13 protein-coding genes are annotated in these 15,026 nt (G+C 68.8%); 9 read left to right on the forward strand and 4 right to left on the reverse strand.

What is annotated here, in order from left to right:
* Window positions 1–2 precede the first annotated feature (2 nt).
* From I0Q12_RS04475 to I0Q12_RS04505, 7 genes are all read left to right on the forward strand, one after another.
* Window positions 3–662, forward strand: a complete 660-nt coding sequence (locus I0Q12_RS04475) for a protein glxC (RefSeq protein ID WP_197250792.1) — start codon at window positions 3–5, stop codon at window positions 660–662.
* A gap of 46 nt (window positions 663–708) precedes the next feature.
* A complete protein-coding gene (locus I0Q12_RS04480) occupies window positions 709–2,037 on the forward strand; it encodes an FMN-binding glutamate synthase family protein (RefSeq protein ID WP_197250793.1) in 1,329 nt (442 codons plus the stop codon).
* 4 nt (window positions 2,038–2,041) lie between these two features.
* A complete protein-coding gene (locus I0Q12_RS04485; protein ID WP_197250794.1) occupies window positions 2,042–2,338 on the forward strand; it encodes a WhiB family transcriptional regulator in 297 nt (98 codons plus the stop codon).
* Window positions 2,335–3,564, forward strand: coding sequence for an allantoate amidohydrolase (locus tag I0Q12_RS04490; protein WP_197250796.1), 1,230 nt, complete (start codon window positions 2,335–2,337; stop codon window positions 3,562–3,564). The genes I0Q12_RS04485 and I0Q12_RS04490 overlap by 4 nt, the downstream gene beginning before the upstream one ends.
* Entirely contained in the window at window positions 3,565–4,131 is a 567-nt protein-coding gene (locus I0Q12_RS04495; protein ID WP_197250798.1) for a HutD family protein, read from the forward strand.
* A 76-nt stretch (window positions 4,132–4,207) separates the two neighbouring features.
* Complete coding sequence (locus I0Q12_RS04500) at window positions 4,208–5,398, forward strand: FAD-dependent oxidoreductase (protein ID WP_197250799.1); 1,191 nt, start codon at window positions 4,208–4,210, stop codon at window positions 5,396–5,398.
* A 129-nt stretch (window positions 5,399–5,527) separates the two neighbouring features.
* Entirely contained in the window at window positions 5,528–6,175 is a 648-nt protein-coding gene (locus I0Q12_RS04505) for an XRE family transcriptional regulator (RefSeq protein ID WP_197250801.1), read from the forward strand.
* Between the two features lie 8 nt (window positions 6,176–6,183).
* On the opposite strand, the gene I0Q12_RS04510 is transcribed toward I0Q12_RS04505, so the two are convergent.
* Together I0Q12_RS04510 and I0Q12_RS04515 are read right to left on the reverse strand one after the other, a co-directional pair.
* Window positions 6,184–7,032 (reverse strand): NAD(P)-dependent oxidoreductase, encoded by an 849-nt coding sequence (locus I0Q12_RS04510; protein WP_197250803.1) that lies wholly within the window; start codon window positions 7,030–7,032, stop codon window positions 6,184–6,186.
* Window positions 7,033–7,145: 113 nt separating this feature from the next.
* Window positions 7,146–8,480: an ammonium transporter gene (locus I0Q12_RS04515; RefSeq protein ID WP_197250804.1), complete on the reverse strand. Its 1,335-nt coding sequence runs from the start codon at window positions 8,478–8,480 to the stop codon at window positions 7,146–7,148.
* A gap of 182 nt (window positions 8,481–8,662) precedes the next feature.
* On the opposite strand from I0Q12_RS04515, the gene I0Q12_RS04520 reads away from it, so the two are divergent.
* Window positions 8,663–10,975, forward strand: a complete 2,313-nt coding sequence (locus tag I0Q12_RS04520; RefSeq protein ID WP_197250807.1) for an FdhF/YdeP family oxidoreductase — start codon at window positions 8,663–8,665, stop codon at window positions 10,973–10,975.
* Window positions 10,975–11,805, forward strand: a complete 831-nt coding sequence (gene fdhD / locus I0Q12_RS04525; protein ID WP_197250808.1) for a formate dehydrogenase accessory sulfurtransferase FdhD — start codon at window positions 10,975–10,977, stop codon at window positions 11,803–11,805. Before I0Q12_RS04520 ends, fdhD begins: the two co-directional genes overlap by 1 nt.
* A gap of 155 nt (window positions 11,806–11,960) precedes the next feature.
* Here the strand turns inward: fdhD and I0Q12_RS04530 are convergent, their stop codons facing one another.
* Together I0Q12_RS04530 and I0Q12_RS04535 are read right to left on the reverse strand one after the other, a co-directional pair.
* Window positions 11,961–12,623: a PaaI family thioesterase gene (locus I0Q12_RS04530; RefSeq protein WP_197250810.1), complete on the reverse strand. Its 663-nt coding sequence runs from the start codon at window positions 12,621–12,623 to the stop codon at window positions 11,961–11,963.
* 55 nt (window positions 12,624–12,678) lie between these two features.
* Window positions 12,679–14,859 carry an acyl-CoA dehydrogenase gene (locus I0Q12_RS04535; protein ID WP_197250811.1) on the reverse strand — a complete coding sequence of 727 codons (2,181 nt, stop codon included), beginning with the start codon at window positions 14,857–14,859 and terminating at the stop codon, window positions 12,679–12,681.
* Window positions 14,860–15,026 lie beyond the last annotated feature (167 nt).

The raw sequence follows: 15,026 nt of genomic DNA on the forward strand, positions 1-15,026 counted from the left end.
ACCTGGCGGTGACCACCACCCGCGAACTCAATGCGGCCCTGCACGCGACGGAGGCCCCGGCTTCGGTCGAGGTCGTGAACCCGCAGGGCGCCCATGCGCTGGCGTGCGGACTGAACCGTCCGATCGACGTCCGCATCGACGGCCACGTCGGCTACTACGCGGCCGGGATGAACCAGCACGCGAACGTGACCATCGACGGCAACGCCGGCGTCGGGGTCGCCGAGAACATGATGTCCGGCACCGTGCGTGTCACCGGAGACGCGTCACAGTCGGCCGGCGCCACCGCCCACGGCGGACTGCTGGTGATCGAAGGCAACGCCGCGGCCCGTTGCGGAATCTCGATGAAGGGCGTCGACATCGTCGTCGGCGGCAACATCGGTCACATGAGCGCCTTCATGGGCCAGGCCGGCCGCCTCGTCGTTCTCGGCGATGCCGGTGAGGCCCTGGGCGATTCGCTGTACGAAGTGCGGATCTACGTGCGAGGCAGCGTCGCCTCGCTCGGCGCGGACTGCGTCAGGAAGGAGATGCGCCCCGAGCACATCGCCGAACTGCAGGAACTGCTCGACGCGGCCGGCTTCGACGCCGACCCGGCCGAGTTCACCCGCTACGGCTCGGCCCGGCAGCTCTACCACTTCCACGTCGACAACGCTTCGGCGTACTGACGACCCCGACGTACTTCCGCCCGCTCGACCCCCCGAGGAGACTTCCATGACCTTCCAGCCCGGACTGCGTGAGTCGGCCACCTTCGACCGCAACGTCATCCACGAGATCCAGCGCGCCGCCGCGACCGGCATCTACGACATCCGCGGCTGGGGTGCCAAGCGCAAGGTTCCCCACTTCGACGACCTGCTCTTCCTCGGGGCGTCCATGTCGCGCTACCCGCTCGAGGGCTACCGCGAGAAGTGCGAGACCGACGTCGTCCTCGGGGACCGCAACGCGAAATACCCCCTGCACCTGGACATCCCGGTCACCATCGCCGGCATGAGCTTCGGTGCCCTGTCCGGCCGCGCGAAGGAGGCCCTCGGACGCGGAGCCAGTGAGGTCGGCACGTCGACCACCACCGGCGACGGTGGCATGACCCCGGAGGAACGCGGACAGTCCAAGCACCTGGTCTACCAGTACCTTCCGTCCCGGTACGGAATGAACCCCGACGACCTGCGCAAGGCCGACGCGATCGAGGTCGTCCTCGGACAGGGCGCCAAGCCCGGCGGCGGCGGCATGCTGCTCGGCCAGAAGATCACCGAACGCGTCGCGGGAATGCGCACCCTGCCCGTCGGCATCGACCAGCGCAGCGCGTGCCGGCACCCCGACTGGACCGGACCGGACGACCTCGCCATCAAGATCCTCGAGCTCCGGGAGATCACCGGCTGGGAGAAGCCGATCTACGTCAAGGTCGGCGCGACCCGCACCTACTACGACGTCAAGCTCGCCGTGAAGTCCGGCGCCGACGTCGTCGTGGTCGACGGCATGCAGGGTGGCACCGCAGCCACCCAGGACGTCTTCATCGAGCACGTCGGCATCCCGACCCTGGCCGCACTCCCCCAGGCCGTGCAGGCCCTCCAGGAGATGGGTGTGCACCGCACCCCCGGCGGCGTGCAGCTGATCGTCTCCGGCGGCATCCGCTCGGGCGCCGACGTCGCCAAGGCGATGGCCCTGGGCGCCGACGCCGTCGCCATCGGCACGGCCGCCCTGATCGCCCTCGGCGACAACGACCCGAAGTACCAGGCCGAGTACGAGAAGCTGGGCTCGGCCGCGGGCTTCTACGACGACTTCCAGGACGGCAAGGATCCCGCCGGCATCACCACCCAGGATCCCGAGCTGCAGGCCCGCTTCGATCCGGTCGAGGGTGGTCGCCGGCTCGCGAACTACCTGCGGGTGCTCACCATGGAGGCACAGACGATTGCCCGGGCGTGCGGCAAGTCGCACCTGCGCAATCTCGAACCGCAGGATCTCGTCGCCGTCACGATGGAAGCCGCCGCCATGGCTCGGGTCCCCCTGGCCGGCACCGACTGGATCCCCGGCCGCAGCAGCTTCTGACCCCGTGACGACCCCCGCAGCCCTGCTCGACGACCTCCGGGACTGGCAGGCACAGGCCGTCTGCCGGTCCCGGGACGTCGACTTCTTCGACGACGCACCCGAGGCCGTCGCCCGCGCCAAGTCCGTCTGCGCCTCCTGCCCCGTGCTGGAACCGTGCCGCGACCACGCGGCACTGGCCGGTGAGACACACGGGGTCTGGGGCGGGTTGACACCCACGGAACTGATTCGTCACCGGTGGCTCGCCCGAGCACGACACGAACGGGCCTGCCACAGCCGATTCTCGAGAGGACACGACAGATGACCGCCTTCGACTCGCTCTGGGCATCGATCCTGGACGTCGGCAAGCATCCGACGACCGGGGGCTACCGCCGATTCGCTTGGAGCGACGCCGATCTCACCCTTCGGGAGTGGTTCCGCGGCTGCGCCGCCGAACGCGGCATGGACGTCGAAGAGGACCGCAACGGAAATCTCTGGGCCTGGTGGCTACCCGAAGGCTGGGTGGGCGATCCGACCGGCGCGTTCGTCACCGGCTCGCATCTGGACTCGGTGCCCGACGGCGGCGCGTTCGACGGTCCCCTCGGCGTGGTCTCCGCCTTCTCCGCGGTGGACATCGTCCGCGAGCGCGGCATCGTCCCGACCGTCCCGATCGCGATCACCGCGTTCTCCGACGAGGAGGGGGCTCGCTTCGGAGTCGCGTGCGTCGGCAGCCAGCTCACCACCGGAGCACTCGCTCCGCAGCGCGCGCTCGGTCTGCGGGACCGCGACGGAATCACCCTGGCCGAGGCGATGACCCGCGCCGGCCGGGTGCCCGAACACATCGGCGCCGACCCGGCTCTCGTCGACCGGGTCGGGGTGTACGTCGAACTGCACGTCGAACAGGGCCGGGCACTCGACCTCGTGGACGCGCCGGTCGCGGTCGCGTCGTCGATCTGGCCGCACGGCCGCTGGCAGTTCACCTTCACCGGCGAAGCCAACCACGCCGGTGCCACGCGCCTGGTGGACCGCCACGACCCGATGCTGGCCTACGCGTCGTCGGTGCACAGTGCCCGCTCGTGTGCCGCGTCGGCCGGCGCGGTCGCCACCTTCGGCAAGATCGAGGTATTGCCCAACGGCGCCAACGCGATCCCCTCGGAGATCAAGGCGTGGCTGGACGCTCGTGCCGCGGACGAGGAGACCCTGACGAAACTGGTCGCCGAGATCGAGGCCGAGGCCCGCCGGCACTGCCTGCCGGACGAGATCGGACTCGACGTCTTCGCCGAATCCATCACCCCGATCGTCGAATTCCCCGCCGGACCCCGCGAACGGCTGCGCCGGGCACTGTCCCATCTCGGAGACATTCCGGTGCTCCCCACCCAGGCCGGACACGACGCCGGCATCCTGTCCGAGAAGGTCCCCACCGCAATGCTGTTCGTGCGCAACCCGACCGGAGTGTCGCACTCCCCGCACGAGTTCGCCGAGCCCGGCGACTGCAACGTCGGCGCGCAGGCCCTGGCCGACATCATGGCCGACTGGACGGCGGGCAGCTAGATGGCGATACAGGTGGTGCGGGCCGGCGACCGACGTCGGGTGCCCTGGCGCAACGGCGCCGGGACGACCGAGGAGATCGCCACCGGCCCCTCCGGCGGTGGCGACCGACCCCTGTGGCGGATCAGTCTGGCCGATCTGGGGTCGGAACCGAGCGAGTTCTCCGCCTTCCCCGGCACCGACCGCATCTTCACCGTCGTCGGTGAGCACGGCGTCGAACTCGACGCGGGCCACGGATCCGAGTCGGTGAAGCCGTGGAGCCCCCACCCGTTCGCCGGGGAGGATGCGCCCCGCTGCATCCCACAGGGCGCCACCCGCGCGTTCAACGTCATGACCGACCGCGGGGGTGCCGGCGCCACCGTCACGTACCTGCCGCTCGACACCGAATTCGTCTCCCGGCCCGACGGAATCACCGCCCTGTACGTGCGGTCGGGCACCGTCCACGCGGGCACCGAGCACGCCGAGGCCGGCGACTGCATCCTGATCCGCCACGAGGCGATCACGCTGCGAGGAACCTCCACCACCGGACTGCTGGTGCAGATCCGTCCGACCCCTGCTTCCCTCCCGTAGAACCGATCTCTCCCCATCGACATCGACTTCCCCACGGACCTCCCTCGGGACGTCCGTCCGAACAAAGGATCCTCAGGTGACGGACACGACAAAGTTCCTGATCGTCGGTGGCGGCCTCGAAGGCCTGGCCATCGCCTACTCCCTCGCCGACCGCGGCGAGACCGACGTCCTGGTGCTCGAACGCGACACCCTCTGCTCGGGCATGACCGGCAAGTCCAGCGGCGTCGTGCGGTGCCACTACGGCACCCCCTCCCTGGCGGCGATGTCCTGGTACGGCGTCGACATCTTCACGCGCGCGACCGAGATCTTCGGTGACGACATGGCATTTCGTCAGTGCGGCTACGTCGTCGGGGTCGCGGAGAACAACGTCAAGCCGCTCGAGGCGAACATCGAGATGATGCAGGGCCTCGGCATCGCCACCGAACTCATCGCGCACGACAAGATGGCGGAGCTGTGGCCGGGCCTGAACCTCGACGACTTCGCACTGTTCGCCTACGAACCGCTCGGCGGCCGGGGTGAGGCCTACATGGCCGGAATGGCGTTCGGGGCGACGGCACGTCGGATGGGCGTGAAGATCCGGCAGAGCACCCCGGTGGTGTCGCTGCTGCAGAACGCCGCCGGCCGGGTCTACGGCGTCACGCTCGCCGACGGTTCCGAGGTGCACGCCGAGCAGGTCATCGTCGCCGCGGGCCCCTGGACGCCGGCGCTCGTCGCCGGAGTCGGCGTCGACATCGACGTCAAGGCGCAGCGCGCCCAGCTGGTCCTCGTCGACCAGGGCGTCCCGACCCCGGAGGTCCCCGTGCTGTCCGATCTGGCGGGCCTGCAGTACATCTGCCGCGAGCCGAACGGCGAACTGCTGGTGGGCAACTCCGATCATCAGGCACCGGAGTACATCGATCCCGACAAGTACGTCAACCGCGCCGACGACTCGACGATCGAGAAGAACATCATGAAGCTCGGCAACCGCCTGCCCGACATGCCGGATCCCCGGATCACCAGCTCGTACGTCGGCGCCTACGACGTCACCGAGGACTACAACCCCGTCATCGGCCCGTCGCCGGTCGAGGGCCTGTTCCTGGCGACCGGCTTCTCCGGGCACGGTTTCAAGATCTCCCCGGCCGTGGGCAAGCTGGTCGCCGACCTGCTCATCGACGGCAAGACCGACCTGCCGAACGTGAATCCGGACGATTTCCGATTCTCCCGCTTCGAGGAGGGCGACCTGCTCCTGAGCCTCAATCCCTACGAAGGAGCCGGTGAGATGCGCTGATCCCGGCACCTCCGACCGCCCTGCGCCCTCCGCGGATGCACTCGCAGCCGCGGAGGGCTCGCCCGTCACCGAAATACCCACCGCGCGAGAGGGTGTCCACTACCGGTGAACAAACGCTACGCTGCTGACATGGCCAGCCCCGACCGTCCCGTCCTCTACGACGATTCCGGACGCGAAGTCCCCCGCGGCACCCCCACGGGTGTGGATCTCGAACGGGCGATCGCCCACCAGGTGCGGTCGTTGCGCCTGGCCAGCGGGCTGTCCGTCGGGGACATGGCCGCCAAGGTGGGGATCTCCAAGGCGATGCTCTCGAAGATCGAGAACGCGCAGACGTCGTGCAGCCTGTCGACCCTCGCCCGGCTCGCGGCCGGCCTCGACGTTCCCGTCACCTCCCTGTTCCGCGGCGCCGACACCCGTCGTGAGGCCGTGTTCACGAAGAACGGCCAAGGCGCCGAGATCGTCGGCCGCGGTACACGCGTCGGCCACCACTACGAGTTGCTCGGGGCACTGCGCGGACAGCACAAGCGGCTCGAACCGGTGCTCGTCACCCTCACCGACGCGAGCGACGTCTTCCCTCTCTTCCAGCATCCCGGCACCGAATTGCTGTACATGCTCGAGGGTGAAATGGTCTACGGGCACGGCGATTCCGAGTACCACCTCCAACCCGGTGACGCCCTGCTTCTGGACGGCGAGGGCCTGCACGGACCGAACGAGCTCGTGACGCTTCCCATCCGGTTCCTTGCGGTCACCGCGTACCCCGACAATCACCAGGGGTAGAGCGGCGTTCAGTCCAGGAACAGGTCGAGCTGGAGTTCGCCGTCGCCGGCCCGGTACTTGTCGAGGTCGGTGATCCCCGCCGCGGCGAGCACCTCGTCGTCGATGTAGAAGTTCCCGGTCGCCTCCGTGCTCGGTGACGTGAGCACCAGATACGCAGCATCCGCGTAGATCTCCGGCGTCCGGGACGAATTCACCATCTGCTCGCCGCCGAGCAGGTTGCGCACCGCGGCGGTCGCGATGGTGGTGCGCGGCCACAGCGAGTTCACGGCGATGCCGTCGCCCTTCAACTCCTCGGCGAGCCCGAGCGTCGTCAGGCTCATGCCGTACTTCGCGATGGTGTACGCGAGCGCTCCGCCCGCCCATTTGGGATTCAGGTTCAGCGGCGGCGACAGCGTCAGGATGTGCGGATTACGCCCCGCGCTCGCGGATTGCCGCAGCGACGGAATCGCCAGCTTCGAGAGCAGGAACGTGCCGCGACAGTTGATGTCCTGCATGAGGTCGTACTTCTTCATGGAGATCCGGTCGGTCGGTGACAGGTCGATCGCGGACGCGTTGTTCACCACGATGTCGATTCCGCCGAACTGTTCGACGGTCCGGCGCACGGCCTCGGCGACCGCCTCGTCGTTGCGTATGTCCCCCACGAAGGGCAGTACCCGGCCGCCCGCCTCCTCGAGTTCGGCGGCCGCGGTGTAGATGGTGCCCGGCAGTTTCGGGTTCGGTGTGTCGGTCTTGGCGATCAGCGTGATGTTCGCGCCGTCCTGCGCCGCGCGGAGCGCGATCGCCAGGCCGATGCCCCGGCTGCCGCCCGACATGATCATGGTCTTTCCGGCCAGTGGCTTCGCGTCCGGTGTGCTCATGTGGGCTCCTCGTCGACTGCCGTCCGATTATGCCCGTCCGGTCACTGCCGTGTGCCCGAAACGCGCGGGTTCCCTCCTGCCGTTGCCGTGGCAGGAGGGAACCCGTCAGCGGTTCACTTCACGGTGGGAACGACCACCTCCCGGTCCGCCGCGAATTCCTCCGGACGCATCTTGGACGGCGCGCTGGCTCCGAAACTGTCCATGACGTAGGCGGTTTCGCCGTGCACCGGGACGTCGATACCCATGATCTCGGTTTCCTTGTCGACGCGCAGGCCGATGGTCTTGTCGATGGCCTTGGCGATCAGCCAGGTCACCGCGAAGCTGTAGGTGAACACCGCGGCCATGGCCAGGATCTGACGGCCCAGCAGGTCGATGCCACCGCCGAAGAACAGTCCGTCGACACCGGCCGGCGCCGCAGCAGTGGCCACGAACGCGATGAGCAGGGTGCCGACGACACCGCCCATGAGGTGGATGGCGACGACGTCGAGCGAGTCGTCGTACCCGAGCTTGAACTTCAGGCTCACGGTCAGGAAGCACACCGCGCCCGCGGCGAAGCCGATGAGCAGCGCACCGAGCGGGGAGACGAGGCTCGCGGCAGGGGTGATGCCGACGAGCGCGGCGATCATGCCGGACACCGCGCCGAGCGTCGTGGCGTGCTTCTCCCGGATGCGTTCCACGAGCAGCCAGCCGAGCAGGCCCGCGACCGCGGCGATCATCGTGTTCAGCACGACCACGCCCGCGGTGTGGTTGGCACCGCCCGCGGAACCACCGTTGAACCCGAACCAGCCGAACATCAGGATGCCGCCGCCGAGCACCACGAGGGGCAGGCTGTGCGGACGCGGGACGTGCGGGAACCCGCGGCGCTTCCCCAGCGCGATCGCGAGTGCCAGCGCGGCGACGCCGGCGTTCATGTGCACGGCGGTGCCGCCGGCGAAGTCCTGCGCGCCGAGCACATTGGCGATCCATCCACCCTTGGTGCCGGCGTCCTCGTCGTCGAATGCGAACACCCAGTGCGCAACCGGGAAGTACACCAGCACGACCCAGATCCCGGAGAAGATCATCCATGCGGAGAACTTCATGCGGTCGGCGACGCCACCCGCGATGATCGCGACGGTGATGCCCGCGAACAGCAGGTGGAACGCCGCAGTCAATGCGGCGGGCAGCCCGTCCGACGGCTCGAGCAGCGAGCCGAGTCCGATGTCGGTGAACGGATTACCGATGAGTCCGAGGCCTCCGACACTGTCACCGAGCACCGCAGCCGGGCCGAAGAACACCCACACCACCCCGGCGACGGCGAAGCCCCCGAGAACCATCATGATCATGTTGAGTGCGCTCTTGACCCCGAGCATGCCGCCGTAGAACAGCGCGAGCCCCGGGACCATGAGGGCGACCGCCGTGAATGCCGCGAGAACCCAGGCAGTGTCGGCGGCAGCGATTGCCTCTTCCATACGTGTCCACCTTGTTCAGTCCTGAGGGAAATCCCTCCAACGTTTACCGGCGATCGTCTTATGTCGTTCATCACCGTTCCCCGAGAGTGAACGGTCTGTGTAAAACGCGGCCTCGCCCGCGGTGAACATTTCGTTAAGCACCCGAGTGGCCGAGGCAACATGAGCCGGGTCACTATGGACTCATGACGAGACGCGCACCTGTGGACGACATCGACGAATCGACGCTCGAGGTCACGGAGGCAAAGGACCACGCCGCCGGGGTTCCGGCAGTGCTCGTGTCGCTGCAGCGCGCGTACGCGCAGATGGGGGCGGCCCGCACCGTCTCGACCCTGGCCCGCCTGAACCAGCGCCACGGATTCGACTGCCCCGGCTGCGCCTGGCCCGAGACGCCCGGACACCGCAAGCCCGCCGAGTTCTGCGAGAACGGCGCCAAGGCGGTCGCCGAGGAAGCCACCCTGCGAACGGTGACCCCGGAGTTCTTCGCGCAGCACTCCGTCGACGAGCTGACCGGAAAGACCGACTACTGGCTCGGTCAGCAGGGCCGGATCACCCATCCGATGGTGCTGTGGGCCGGTGGCAGCCACTACGAGCCGATCTCCTGGGACGCCGCGTTCGAGCTGATCGCCGACGAACTGCGCGGCCTCCCCTCCCCAGACGACGCCGTGTTCTACACCTCGGGGCGCACCAGCAACGAGGCCGCGTTCCTCTACCAGTTGCTCATTCGCAGCTACGGCACCAACAACATGCCGGACTGTTCGAACATGTGCCACGAATCGTCCGGCAGTGCGCTGATCGAGGCGATCGGCATCGGCAAGGGGTCGGTGTCGGTGCCCGACCTCGAGCAGGCCGATCTGATCCTCATCGCGGGGCAGAATCCCGGGACCAACCATCCGCGGATGCTGTCGACGCTCGAGAAGGCCAAGCACAACGGCGCGAAGATCATCGCGATCAATCCGCTGCCGGAAGCCGGCCTGCGCCGGTTCAAGGATCCGCAGAAGGTCAACGGCGTCCTCGGGCACGGCGTCGACATCGCCGACGAGTTCCTGCAGATCCGGCTGGGCGGCGACATGGCCTTGTTCCAGGGTCTGGGCCGGCTGCTGCTCGAGGCCGAGGACGCCGCGCCCGGCACCGTCGTCGACCGCGCGTTCGTCGACCGGTACTGCGCCGGGTTCGACGAGTACGAAAAGCACATCCGTGCAGTCGATCTCGATGTGGTCACGGAAGCCACCGGCCTGACCGAGCAGCAGCTCCGTGCCACCGCGGCGGATCTTGTCGCGTCGAAGGGGACGGTGATCTGCTGGGCGATGGGCCTGACCCAGCACACCCACGCGGTCGCGACGATCGGCGAAGCCGTGAATCTGCTGCTCGTGCGCGGCATGATCGGCAAGCCCGGGGCCGGGGTGTGCCCGGTGCGCGGGCATTCGAACGTGCAGGGCGACCGCACCATGGGTATCTGGGAGAAGATGCCCGAATGGTTCCTGGCGGCACTCGACACCGAGTTCGGGATCACCAGCCCCCGCCGGCACGGCTACGACACGGTCGAGGCGATCCGGGCGATGCGCGACGGCCGCGCATCGTTCTTCATGGGGATGGGTGGCAACTTCGTCTCCGCGACCCCGGACACCGCGGCCACCGAGGCCGCGCTGCGCAACTGCGCGATGACCGTCCAGGTGTCGACCAAGCTCAATCGCAGCCACGTCGTGCACGGCCGCACCGCGCTGATCCTCCCGACACTCGGCCGCACCGATCTCGATGTGCAGGCGAGCGGCAAACAGATGGTGTCGGTGGAGGATTCGATGTCGATGGTGCACCTGTCGCGCGGCCGACTGCACCCGGTCTCCGAACACCTGCGCAGCGAGGTCGCGATCGTCTGCGGTCTCGCCCGAGCCCTGTTCGGCCCGGATCATCCGGTGCGCTGGACCGCATTCGAGGGCAACTACGATCTGATCCGCGATTCGATCGCGCGGGTCGTGCCCGGGTGCGAAGACTACAACACGCGGGTGCGCCGGCCGGACGGCTTCCAGCTGCCGCATCCGCCGCGTGACGCGCGCGAATTCACCACGAGCACAGGCAAAGCCAACTTCTCGGTGAATCCGCTCGAATGGGTGCCGACGCCTCCCGGCCGGGTGATCCTGCAGACCCTGCGCAGCCACGATCAGTACAACACCACCATCTACGGTCTCGACGACCGCTATCGCGGGGTCAGCAACGGACGCAAGGTGATCTTCCTGCACCCGGAGGACGTCGTCGAACTCGGTTTCGCCGACGGGGATCTCGTGGATCTGGTGTCGGAGTGGACGGCGGCGGACGGGACCGTCGAGGAGCGTCGCGTCCACGACTTCCGCATCGTGCCCTACAGCACACCGCGGGGCAACGCGGCCGCCTACTACCCCGAGACGAACCCGCTCGTGCCGCTCGATCACGTCGCCGCGAAGTCGAACACCCCTGTGTCCAAGGCGATCACGGTTCGGCTGGAGAAGTCGGGGTCGGCCTGATGGGACGCGTCACGGCACGACGACCGGTCCTGCGGATCACCCCCGAAGGGAACGTCCGCCGGCCCGACACCCTGGCCGTCGAGGAACCCATCGAGATCAGGCTCGCGGGACGGTCGCTGACGGTCACGATGCGCACGCCCGGCCACGACGTCGAACTCGCGCACGGTTTCCTGCTCGCCGAGGGCATCATCGGCAGCCGCGAGGACATCGTCGCGGTGCGGTACTGCAACGGTGTCGACGAATCCGGCGCCAACACCTACAACGTGCTCGACGTCGCGCTCGCCGACGGTGTCGACGTCGCGGACGGCGCCGGCACCCGGAACTTCCTGACGTCCTCGGCGTGCGGGGTGTGCGGGAAGGAGTCGCTGGACCAGGTCCGCACCCGCACCCGCTTCCCGCTCGCGACCGACGGGCCCGCGGTCACCGCCGAGGCGCTGGCCTCGATGCCCGACGCGCTGCGGAGGCGGCAGAAGATCTTCGACACCACCGGTGGACTGCACGCCGCGGGGCTGTTCACCCCGGACGGCGTGCTGCTCGCGGTCCGGGAGGACGTCGGCAGGCACAACGCCGTCGACAAGGTGCTCGGCTGGGCACTGATCGAGGACCGGGTCCCGCTCGCGGAGACGGTGCTCATCGTCAGCGGCCGCGCGTCGTTCGAACTCGCCCAGAAGGCCGTGATGGCCGGGGTCCCGATGCTCGGGGCGGTGTCCGCGCCGTCGTCGCTGGCGGTGGACCTCGCGGCCGACGCCGGCCTGACGCTCGTCGGATTCCTGCGCGGTGGATCCATGAACGTCTACACCGGCGCCGATCGCATCAAGGCCGGCGGCTGACCCCGACGGTCGGCGGTTGGCAGTCGGCGGCGACGGGTCGGCGACGGCAGCCGCGTCACCCCCCGTCTTCTCCGAGCGAATGTACCGTTCGCTCGATCCAAGGAGACGAACGGTACATTCGCTCGGAAACAGGGGGCGCTCGGAAGGTGGGGCGGTCAGCTCCGACGCGGGCGCGGGACCGTCTTGTCGACGAACAACGCTTCGACCGACACGCACACCGCGCCGTCCGCGGTCCTGATGTCACCGACCGTGTTGATCTTCGCGCCGTCCTGGGACACCAACCGGCTGCGGACGGTGAGCGGCACGAACAGCGGGGTCGGGCGGTGGTACCGGACGTTGAGCTGAGCGGTCGCGCCGCTGCGCCCGGCCCACGCGTTCGCGACCCCGAGGGTGTGATCGAGCAGCAGCGCGGACACACCGCCGTGCACGTGCCCGGGCGGGCCCTGGTACGGCAGCGTCAGCGTCACGACGCCCTCGACCGAGCCGTCGTCGCGACCGGCCAGGACCAGCGGCGGGGCCACCGCGTTCTCCGGCCCGGCGACGGGGTCGTGCCGGGTGACGCCCTCCCCGTTCCACATGTCGACCAGGCGTTCCTCGACCTCGGGAGCATGCTCCTCGAGGTGCTCGGCGATGCTGTTCAGTTCTTCGGCGACGCGTTCGAGGTTGGCGTTGCCGCGATCGGTGCGCAGCAGCGCGTTCACGACCCGGCGGGCCGCGGCGGTCGCCCGGTCCACGGGGGTGTCCTGCGGCGCCGACGTCAGGACCGTGCCGTCGGGCGCCTTCCCGACGACGGGGTGTGTATCCGGATCGACCTTCATCGGACCTCCGTGGTTACGTGGGTGAACACGTGCCGACCGCCCCTCGGGGGCGTGCTCACTTTCCGGGTTCGGGATCGCGCGGCAGACCGAGAAGCCGCTCACCGATGATGTTCAACTGGACGTTGGTCGTTCCTCCGGCGATGGACAGGCACTGCGCATTGAGGAACATCTGCGTCGGGGACCGGCGATCCTGCCCGCCGAGCAGTGCGGTGGGCCCGATCCATTCCATCGCGACCTCCCACACCTGCTGGATGTGCTCGACGCCGAGCAGTTTCGCGATCGACGACTCCGCGCCGGGCTGCGCGCCGGTCAGCGACCGCAGCGTCGACCGCAATGCCAGGAGACCACCGGCCTGCGCGTCGCACAGCATCTTGCCCAGGACCGTCAGTTGTTCGTCGTCGAGTCCACCGGGGACGTTCTCCGCCAGGGACAGCAGGGTTTCGCCACCCGCTCCGAGCGACGAGTCGTTCGACAGAGACACCCGCTCGTTGGCGAGTGTGGTGCGAGCGAGTTTCCAGCCGTCGCCAGGCTTGCCGACGAGGCATTCGTCGGGAACGAAGACGTCGTCGAGGAACACCTCGTTGAACAGCGCTTCACCGGTGATCTCCCGCAGCGGACGGATATAGAGACCCTCGGAGTTCTTGATGTCGATCAGGAAGTACGACAGGCCCTGGTGCTTGGCCGCACCGGAGTCGGTGCGCGCCAGACAGATTCCCCAGTCCGCGACGCGGGCCATCGACGTCCACACCTTCTGGCCCTGCAGTTTCCAGCCCCCATCGACCTTCGTGGCCTTGGTGGACAGCCCGGCGAGGTCGGAGCCGGCACCGGGTTCGGAGAACAGCTGGCACCACACGATGTCGCCGCGCAACGATGCCGGAACGAAGCGCCGCAGCTGCTCGTCGCTGCCGTGCGCGATGAGCGTGGGCACCACCCAGTTCCCGATGATCATGTCGTGCGGTTCGAGCTCCGCGGACCGCAGTTCCTCGGCGATCACGAGCTGGGTGACGGCATCGGCGCCCTTGCCCCACGGCGCGGGCAGATGCGGTGCGGTATAGCCCTTCTCGGCGAGGTACCTCGTCCGATCGGCACCCTCGAGATCGACGGCCGGTGCGAGTTCGGCACGGACGTCGGCGCGGATCTGCTCGGCTTCGGCGGGCAGGTCGACACCGAGGACGCGGCGGGCGCCGCCGAGGGTGAGCGTCGCGACCCGGCGCTTCCAGGATGCGGTGGAGCCCGACAGGATCCGCAGCGACTGCGCGCGCCGGAGATACAGGTGCGCGTCGTGCTCCCACGTGTAGCCGATGCCGCCGAGGATCTGGATGCAGTCCTTGGTGACCTGGAACGCGGTCTCGGGCGCGACCGCCGCGGCGGCGAGCGACGCCTCGTCGGCCGGGATGTCCTCGCCCTGCGCCCGCGCGGCGTCCCACGCGGTGACGCGGGCCTGCTCGGTGAGGCTCAGCATGCGGGCCGCCTTGTGCTTGACGCCCTGGAACTGGCCGATGACCCGCCCGAACTGCTGACGCACGCGGGCGTAGTCTGCGGCGGTCGTGGTGGCCCAGTCGGCCAGGCCGGCCGCCTCGGCCGCAAAGAGGGTGGCGGCGAGATCGAGGACCCGCTGCGCGTCGAGCGTCAGCAGGTCGCCGGCAGCGAGAACCACGCCGTCGACGGTGATCTCGGCGTTGCGCCGGACCACGTCGTGGCTGGGCAGGTCGGTGACGTCGAGACGGTCGCGATGCAGGGTGACGAAGGCGAGTTCGCCCGCGTCGTCGGCGGCGAGCAGGAACACGTCGCCGACCTGACCGCCGAGCACATAGCCCGAGGTACCGGACAGGGTGGCGGTGCCGCCGTCGCGGGTGATGCGCAGACCGCCGGGTTGCAGGGACACCGCGCCGGACAGCGAGCCGTCGGCCAGCCCCGCGAGTTCGCCGGTACGACCGGCGGCATGCAGGACGGCGGAGACGATCACGGTGGGCAAGAACGGGCCGGGCACCATCGCTCGACCGAGTTCCTCTGCGACGATTGCGGTTTCGAGGAGGGTGAACCCGGCGCCACCGACCTCTTCCGGCAGGTGCAGTCCGAGCATGCCGAGTTCGGCGAGCGAACCCCAGTACTGCGGTCGCGTCTCGGTCTTGGCCTCGACGGCGTCGCGGATCACCGCGGGGGTCGCGTGGCGCGCAGCCCATCCGCGCACGGAATCGCGGAGTTCGCGGTCCTCGTCACTCAGTCCGATGGTCATGAACGGGTCCTTAGGTCGGAAGCTCGGGAAAGTTTCGCCACCCCTCCGCCTTTCCGAGCGAATGTACCGTTCGCTCGATCCAAGGAGACGAACGATACATTCGCTCGGATAGGGGCGGGGGATTCGGCGGGTGGGGAGTGCACAGCCGGGATGGCGCGGGTACAGGT

Source organism: Rhodococcus sp. CX (assembly GCF_015865005.1).
In the GTDB taxonomy this organism is placed as follows: Bacteria; Actinomycetota; Actinomycetes; order Mycobacteriales; family Mycobacteriaceae; genus Rhodococcus.

Bases quoted from the DNA above. Each gene is read 5' to 3' on its own strand.
- I0Q12_RS04510 (WP_197250803.1), bottom strand. From the start codon at position 7,032: ATGAGCACACCGGACGCGAAGCCACTGGCCGGAAAGACCATGATCATG.
- I0Q12_RS04520 (WP_197250807.1), top strand. From the start codon at position 8,663: ATGACGAGACGCGCACCTGTGGACGACATCGACGAATCGACGCTCGAG.
- I0Q12_RS04535 (WP_197250811.1), bottom strand. From the start codon at position 14,859: ATGACCATCGGACTGAGTGACGAGGACCGCGAACTCCGCGATTCCGTG.
- I0Q12_RS04480 (WP_197250793.1), top strand. From the start codon at position 709: ATGACCTTCCAGCCCGGACTGCGTGAGTCGGCCACCTTCGACCGCAAC.
- I0Q12_RS04490 (WP_197250796.1), top strand. From the start codon at position 2,335: ATGACCGCCTTCGACTCGCTCTGGGCATCGATCCTGGACGTCGGCAAG.
- fdhD (WP_197250808.1), top strand. From the start codon at position 10,975: ATGGGACGCGTCACGGCACGACGACCGGTCCTGCGGATCACCCCCGAA.
- I0Q12_RS04505 (WP_197250801.1), top strand. From the start codon at position 5,528: ATGGCCAGCCCCGACCGTCCCGTCCTCTACGACGATTCCGGACGCGAA.
- I0Q12_RS04495 (WP_197250798.1), top strand. From the start codon at position 3,565: ATGGCGATACAGGTGGTGCGGGCCGGCGACCGACGTCGGGTGCCCTGG.
- I0Q12_RS04530 (WP_197250810.1), bottom strand. From the start codon at position 12,623: ATGAAGGTCGATCCGGATACACACCCCGTCGTCGGGAAGGCGCCCGAC.
- I0Q12_RS04515 (WP_197250804.1), bottom strand. From the start codon at position 8,480: ATGGAAGAGGCAATCGCTGCCGCCGACACTGCCTGGGTTCTCGCGGCA.